This is a genomic window from Mesorhizobium sp. M4B.F.Ca.ET.089.01.1.1 (genome assembly GCF_004022605.1).
Lineage (GTDB): Bacteria > Pseudomonadota > Alphaproteobacteria > Rhizobiales > Rhizobiaceae > Mesorhizobium > Mesorhizobium abyssinicae.
In genome coordinates, this window is the sequence record NZ_RZOS01000343.1 from 1 (window position 1) to 6,373 (window position 6,373).

Consider the following 6,373-nt stretch of genomic DNA (forward strand, 5'->3'; position numbering starts at 1 on the left):
GCGCGCAGGCTGCCGGAAATGGCAAAGATGTTGAGCAAGGGGGGAACTGTCCGGGCGAATCGAGCCCGAGGCTACCACATGGTCTGCCGGTAATCCTGGTCCAGCTCGCGGTCGATGTCGCCGGCCGCCTCGGCGAGCGCCAGCTGGTCGCGGATGATCTGGCCGAGCGTCGGCAGCGTCGCGCGGTCGTACCAGGTCTCCGGCTTCCACAGATCCGAGCGCATGAAAGCCTTGGCGCAATGCATGTAGGCGGCCTTGACCGACACCACGACGACGCTCTGCGGCTCCTTGCCGTCGACGGCCAGCCGCCCGCGCAGGCCGGCATCGACGGTGATGCGGGCGTCGCCGTTGACGCGCAGCGTCTCGTTCATGCCGGGAATGAGGAACAACAGCCCGACCGAGGGATTGCGGACGATGTTCTCCAGCGTGTCCAGCCGGTTGTTGCCGGGCCGGTCGGGGATGGCGATGGTGTTGTCGTCGAGGATGGCGGCGAAGCCGGGCTTGTCGCCTTTCGGCGTCACGTCGGCATTGCCGGCGCCGTCAGAGGAGCCGATCAGCACGAAGGGGCTCTTGCCGATGAAGGAGCGGCAGTGGCCGTCGAGCGCCTTCAGCTCCTTGCGGATGGGGCCGTCGGTCGGTCGGGGCGTCTTGTAGATCGTCCTCAACTCGTCGCGCGTGGTGAGGAATTCCATGCCCGTCCCCCTCTCAGTTCTATTTGCCGGCGTTCTCTTCCTTGGCCTTTTCCTCCAGCGAATGGCGCATGATCAGCGGCATCTGGCTGAAGGTGAAGAGAAGCGTGATGGGCATGATGCCCCAGACCTTGAACGTAACCCAGGCATCGGTCGAGAAATTGCGCCAGACGACTTCGTTGACGATGGCCAGGAAGAGGAAGAACAGCCCCCAGCGGAAGGTAAGCTTCCTCCAGCCCTCGGTGTCGAGGCTGAAGGCGGAATCGAAGACGTAGCCAAGCAGCGACTTGCCGAAGAACAGGCCGCCGAGCAGCACGCCGCCGAACAGCGTATTGACGATGGTCGGCTTCATCTTGATGAAGATGTCGTCCTGCAGATAGAGCGTCAGTGCGCCGAAGACGAAGACCACGACACCCGACACGAGCGGCATGATCGGCAAGGTGCGGGTCAGCAGCCAGGACGCCATCAGCGCGATGGCGGTGGCGCCCATGAACAGGCCCGTGGCGACGAAAATCGGTCCGCCGAGGCCGCCCAGCGCCGGAAATTTCTGCACCAGCCATTCGCCGCGCGCATTGGCGAAGAAGAACACCAGCAGCGGGCCGAGCTCGAGCAGCAGCTTGAGCGCCGGGTTGACGCCTTCCTTCTTCTGTTTCTGCGGGTCCGACGGGTCGCGTTCGAGGATGTTCATGGAAGTCCTTGTTGTCCCGAAAGTCGGCGCTTTGGGATCGTTCAAGCCACGCCAGCGATCGCCCTGGCGAATTCGCTGGCTGAAAAAGGTTCGAGGTCGTCGACCTGTTCGCCGACGCCGATGAAATAGACCGGCAGCCTGTGCTTGGCCGCGATCGCCACCAGAATACCGCCGCGCGCCGTGCCGTCCAGCTTGGTCATCACCAGACCGTTGACGCCGGCGACGTTGCGGAAGATCTCGACCTGGTTGAGCGCATTCTGGCCGGTGGTGGCATCGACCGTCTGCAGCACGGTGTGCGGCGCTTCCGGGTCGAGCTTGCCGAGCACGCGCACGATCTTCTCCAGCTCCGCCATCAGCTCGGCCTTGTTCTGCAGCCGGCCGGCGGTGTCGATGATCAGCACGTCGGAGCCGGCCTCCTTGGCCTTCTCGAAGGCGTCATAGGCGAGGCCGGCGGCATCGGCGCCGAGCTTGGAGGCGATGACCGGCGATTTCGTCCGCTCACCCCAGATCTTGAGCTGCTCGATCGCGGCGGCGCGGAAGGTGTCGCCGGCGGCGAGCATTACCGACAGGCCGCCATCGGTCAGTTTGGCGGCCAGCTTGCCGATGGTCGTGGTCTTGCCGGTGCCGTTGACGCCGACCACCAGGATGACATGCGGCTTGTGGCTGAGGTCGAGCTCCAGCGGCAACGCGACGGGGGTCAGCACCTTCTCCACCTCGGCCGCCATGACCGAGCGCACCTCCGTGTCGGAGACGTCCTTGCCGTAGCGGCTGGAGGCCAGCGCATCGGTGACGCGGAGCGCGGTTTCCAGGCCGAGATCGGCGCGGATCAGCACGTCCTCCAGGTCCTGCAGCGTGTCCTCGTCCAGCTTGCGCTTGGTGAAGACGCCGGCGATGTTGCCGGAGAGCTCGCGCGAGGAGCGGGCAAGCCCATCGCGCATGCGCTGGAACCAGGAACGCCGCGGCGCCGGCTCCGGCGCCTTTTGCACCTCGGCCTTCTGCTCGACCTTTTTCGCGACGGTTACCTTGCCGGCGGACGGCGCGGGCCTTGGCTGCGGCGCGGGGACGGCTTCTGGCTCGGGTGCAATCTCGGCAAGGATCCGCTCCGGTTCGACCGGCGCAGGCTGGCGAATAGGAGGAGAGATTTCCGCCGGCGGAGCAGGCTCCAGTGACGCCAAATCCTGTGGAGGTCGGCGCTGCCCCTCACCCTTACCCTCTCCCCGTGAAGGACGGGGAGAGGGGGGCGTCGGCGTTGGCACTTCTTCCTTCTCCCCGTCACTATGCGGGGAGAAGGTGCCGGCAGGCGGATGAGGGGCGGCGCCGACCTCTGAAGATGGCTCGATAGAAGGTGCCTCGGCCGGTGGAATCTCGATCGGCGACGGCGTATCGGCAGGGACTTCGCTGGGCAGGGTCGGCACCTCGATCGGCGACGGCTCAGGCTGCGGTTCCGGATGCGACGGGACAATTTCCGGCTCGGCCGGCGCGGGTGCAGGCACCTCTTGGGGCTGCGGCTCGGGCGCTGGTTCCGGTGGTGCCGGCGGCACTTCTTCCGGCGCCGGTGGCTCGGGCGTTTGCGGAACGGGTTTCGGCTCTTCTTCCGGGCGGGGCTCCGGCAGAGGTTCCGGCTCGGACGGAACGATTGGCTCCGGCGGCTGTGGAATAGCCGGTGCGGGCTTCGGCTCTTGCGGAACCGGTTGGGGCGCGGCCTCTACCTCCCCCTCGATGGGGGAGGTCCCGAGCGCAGCTCGGGGGTGGGGGTGACTGGCACCAGCGTCGGCACTGTCACCCCGCGCCGCCACTTCGTGGGGACCCTCCCCATCAGGGTGGGGAGCCTGCTCGGCCGCCGGCTTCAGCGCGTCCAGCGCGTCCCATTTGATCGGCGGCAGCGGGGCGGTCTCGTCGACGCGCTCCTCGACGACTTCCTTCTTGCCGAACGAAAATATCTTCTTGAAGAAACCGGCCATGCTTTGCTTTTTCTCAGGCGGCGCGGGCGGCCAGGGGCGCCGCGATCAAGCGGGCACCGTCATGGCAGGTGATGATGGCCTCGACGATCTCGCCCGGCGTCCCGGCGTCGATGGCGGCCAGCGTAAACCCTTCGGTGCGGCCGAGACCGTCGCGCTCGACCAGGATCGACTGGCGCGTGCCGGCAAGGGCAGCGAGATGGCGGCGATAGGCCGCCTCGCCGGCGGCGCGGAGCCTGGCGGCGCGCTGCTTGACCACCTCGCGGCGGACCTGCGGCATGCGCGCAGCGGGCGTGCCTTCGCGTGGGCTGAACGGGAAGACGTGGAGATGCGTCAACCCGCATTCCTCGACTATTCTTTCCGAATTCTCGAACATCGTCTCGGTCTCGGTCGGGAAGCCGGCGATGATGTCGGCGCCAAAGACGATGCCGGGGCGCAACTTGCGCACGTCCTCGCAGAAGCGGATCGACTGGTCGCGCAGATGGCGGCGCTTCATGCGCTTCAGGATCATGTCGTCGCCCGACTGCAGCGACAGATGCAGGTGCGGCATCAGCCGGGGCTCGGTGGCGATGGCGTCCAGCAGGTCCTCGTCGGCCTCGATGGAATCGATCGAGGACAGCCTGAGCCGCCTCACGTCGGGCACCTGGCGCAGGATCGTCTTCACCAGTCTGCCAAGCTTCGGGCTGCCCGGCAGGTCGGCGCCAAAGCTGGTCATGTCGACGCCGGTCAGCACGATCTCGGCATAGCCATTGTCGGCCAGCCGCTTGACCTGCTCGACCACGGCGCCCATCGGCACCGAGCGCGAATTGCCGCGGCCGAAGGGGATGATGCAGAAGGTGCAGCGGTGGTCGCAGCCATTCTGCACCTGGACGAAGGCGCGCGCCCGGCCCTCGATCGCATCGACCATGTGGCCGGCCGTCTCGCGCACCGAAAAGATGTCGTTGACGCGCGCCTTCTCGGTGTCGTTGACGCCGAAATCGGGCAGCGCGCGATAGGAGTTCGCCTTCAGCTTCTCCTCATTGCCGAGCACGAGGTCGACCTCGTCCATGGCGGCGAAGTTCTGCGGCTCGGTCTGCGCCGCGCAACCGGTGACGATGATGCGGGCATGCGGGTTCTCGCGGCGGGCCTTGCGGATCGACTGCTTGGCCTGGCGCACCGCTTCCGCGGTGACGGCGCAAGTGTTGAAGATGACGGCGCCGCCCTTCATCGCGCCGAGGCCGGCGCTTTCCGCCTCCTTGCGCATCACCTCGGATTCATAGGTGTTCAAGCGACAGCCGAAGGTGACGACGTCTATTGCCATCAGGCCGCGCTTTCGGTGTCGCGGGCCCAGGTGCCGGTCGAGGGGTCGAAGCTGCCGGAGAATTCCCATTCGGCGGCGCCGGTCAGGATGACGTGGTCGTCGTCGCGCCATTCGACATGCAGCGAGCCGCCGCCGGGCGTCATCAGCGAGACGCTGCGGCCGGTGCGCTTGGTGCGGGCGGCCGCCACCACGGCGGCGCACGCAGCCGAGCCGCAGGCCTTGGTCAGGCCGGCGCCGCGCTCCCAGGTGCGGATGACCATGGTTTCGGGCGAGGTGACCTGAGCGATGGTGATGTTGGCGCGCTCGGGGAAGATCGGATGGTTTTCCAAAAGCGGGCCGAAGCGGTCGAGCTCATAGGACCAGACGTCGCGGTCGACCCAGAAGATGGCGTGCGGGTTGCCCATCGAGACTGCCGAGGGCGAATGCAGCACCGGCGCGTCGATCGGGCCGATCTGCAGCTCGATCATGCGGGTGTCGCGGAACTCCTCGGCAAGCGGGATCTCCTGCCAGCCGAAGCGCGGCGTGCCCATGTCGACCGAGATCGTGCCGTCGGCATGTTCCACGGCGTTGAGGATGCCGGCGCGGGTCTCGAAGGTGAAAGCCTTCTGGCCGGTCTCGGCGGCCAACGCCTGCACCACGCAGCGTGTGCCGTTGCCGCAGGCCTGCGCGCCGGAACCGTCGGAATTGAGGATGTCGATATAGTAGGCGGTGCCGGGCGTCCTGGCGTCATGGATCGCCATGATCTGGTCGAACTTGGTCGCGGCGTCGCCATTGAGCGCGATCGCCGCCGCCGGCGTCACCCGGTCGGCACGGCCGCGCATATCGGCAACGATGATCTCGTTGCCGATGCCGTTCATCTTGGCGAAGGGGGCGGTGCCTGCCATCTAGCCGGTCATTCCATGTCCGTTTGGCGCTATATGGCGGAAACGGGCGGGAATTACCAGTGCGGCGCGGTTGAAGCGGCGGCGAAGACGTCGGGCCTTGCCGACGACGAAGAGGTCGCGCCTTGGCGACGGTGAAGACGCCGCGGCTGGTCACGGCAAAGATGCCGAACCTAAGTAACCGCGAAGACGCCGAGCACGATCAGCAGGAAGATGACGAGGACGATGCCGATCAGGACGCGCGCGCCGGTGGCGGCCGCGCCTGCCAATGCCGGCATGCCGAGCAGGCTCGCCGCGGCGGCAACAATAAGAAGGATGATGATCCACTTGATCATGGAAAGGCTCCCAGCCGAATGGCGTTGTGGATCAACGCCCCTTGTCGGCTTGGGTTCCTGTGGTCGGCTCAGGTTCCTGGGCTAGGCGGCCGGCACATCCCACACCTCGCCCGGCCGCAGGGCGCGGAAACGCTCGCGCGGCAGGCGCTCGGCGTCGAGCGCCTCTGCCAGTTTGCGGGCAGGCTCGTCGATCGGCTCATTGGTGAGCTGAAAAGTGCCCCAGTGGCAGCCGGCGGCGTGGGCTGCGTTGCAAAGCTTCATGCCTTGCACCGCTTCTTCCGGATTCTGGTGCTGCGGCTCCATGAACCAGCGCGGCTCATAGGCGCCGATCGGCAGGATGGCGAGGCGGAAACCGTCATGCTTTTCGGCCATCAGCCGGTAGTTGGCGCCGCCATGGAAGCCGGTATCGCCGGCGAAATAGATTTTTGCGCTTGGCGTCTCGACCACGAACCCCGCCCACAGGGCCATGCGCCGATCGCGCGTGCCGCGGGCCGACCAGTGGTGCACCGGCTCGACATGGAC

The 6,373-nt window shown here is 66.8% G+C and carries 7 protein-coding genes; all 7 read right to left on the minus strand.

The window, feature by feature from the left end; translation table 11 throughout:
* Positions 1–71 precede the first annotated feature (71 nt).
* Positions 72–692: a pyridoxamine 5'-phosphate oxidase family protein gene (locus tag EN780_RS25025; protein ID WP_127285873.1), complete on the minus strand. Its 621-nt coding sequence runs from the start codon at positions 690–692 to the stop codon at positions 72–74.
* Between the two features lie 19 nt (positions 693–711).
* Complete coding sequence (locus EN780_RS25030; protein ID WP_128275617.1) at positions 712–1,377, minus strand: septation protein A; 666 nt, start codon at positions 1,375–1,377, stop codon at positions 712–714.
* A 41-nt stretch (positions 1,378–1,418) separates the two neighbouring features.
* Positions 1,419–3,338 carry a signal recognition particle-docking protein FtsY gene (gene ftsY, locus EN780_RS25035; protein WP_128275618.1) on the minus strand — a complete coding sequence of 640 codons (1,920 nt, stop codon included), beginning with the start codon at positions 3,336–3,338 and terminating at the stop codon, positions 1,419–1,421.
* Between the two features lie 13 nt (positions 3,339–3,351).
* The gene (gene mtaB / locus EN780_RS25040) at positions 3,352–4,635 is read right to left on the minus strand and encodes a tRNA (N(6)-L-threonylcarbamoyladenosine(37)-C(2))-methylthiotransferase MtaB (protein ID WP_128275619.1); all 1,284 of its coding nucleotides are present in this window, start codon (positions 4,633–4,635) and stop codon (positions 3,352–3,354) included.
* A complete protein-coding gene (dapF, locus tag EN780_RS25045; protein WP_128275620.1) occupies positions 4,635–5,519 on the minus strand; it encodes a diaminopimelate epimerase in 885 nt (294 codons plus the stop codon). The genes mtaB and dapF overlap by 1 nt, the downstream gene beginning before the upstream one ends.
* A gap of 170 nt (positions 5,520–5,689) precedes the next feature.
* Complete coding sequence (locus EN780_RS25050; RefSeq protein ID WP_023683859.1) at positions 5,690–5,851, minus strand: DUF1328 family protein; 162 nt, start codon at positions 5,849–5,851, stop codon at positions 5,690–5,692.
* 81 nt (positions 5,852–5,932) lie between these two features.
* The coding region (locus EN780_RS25055) for an MBL fold metallo-hydrolase (RefSeq protein WP_245500117.1) at positions 5,933–6,373 on the minus strand (441 nt) is incomplete at its 5' end.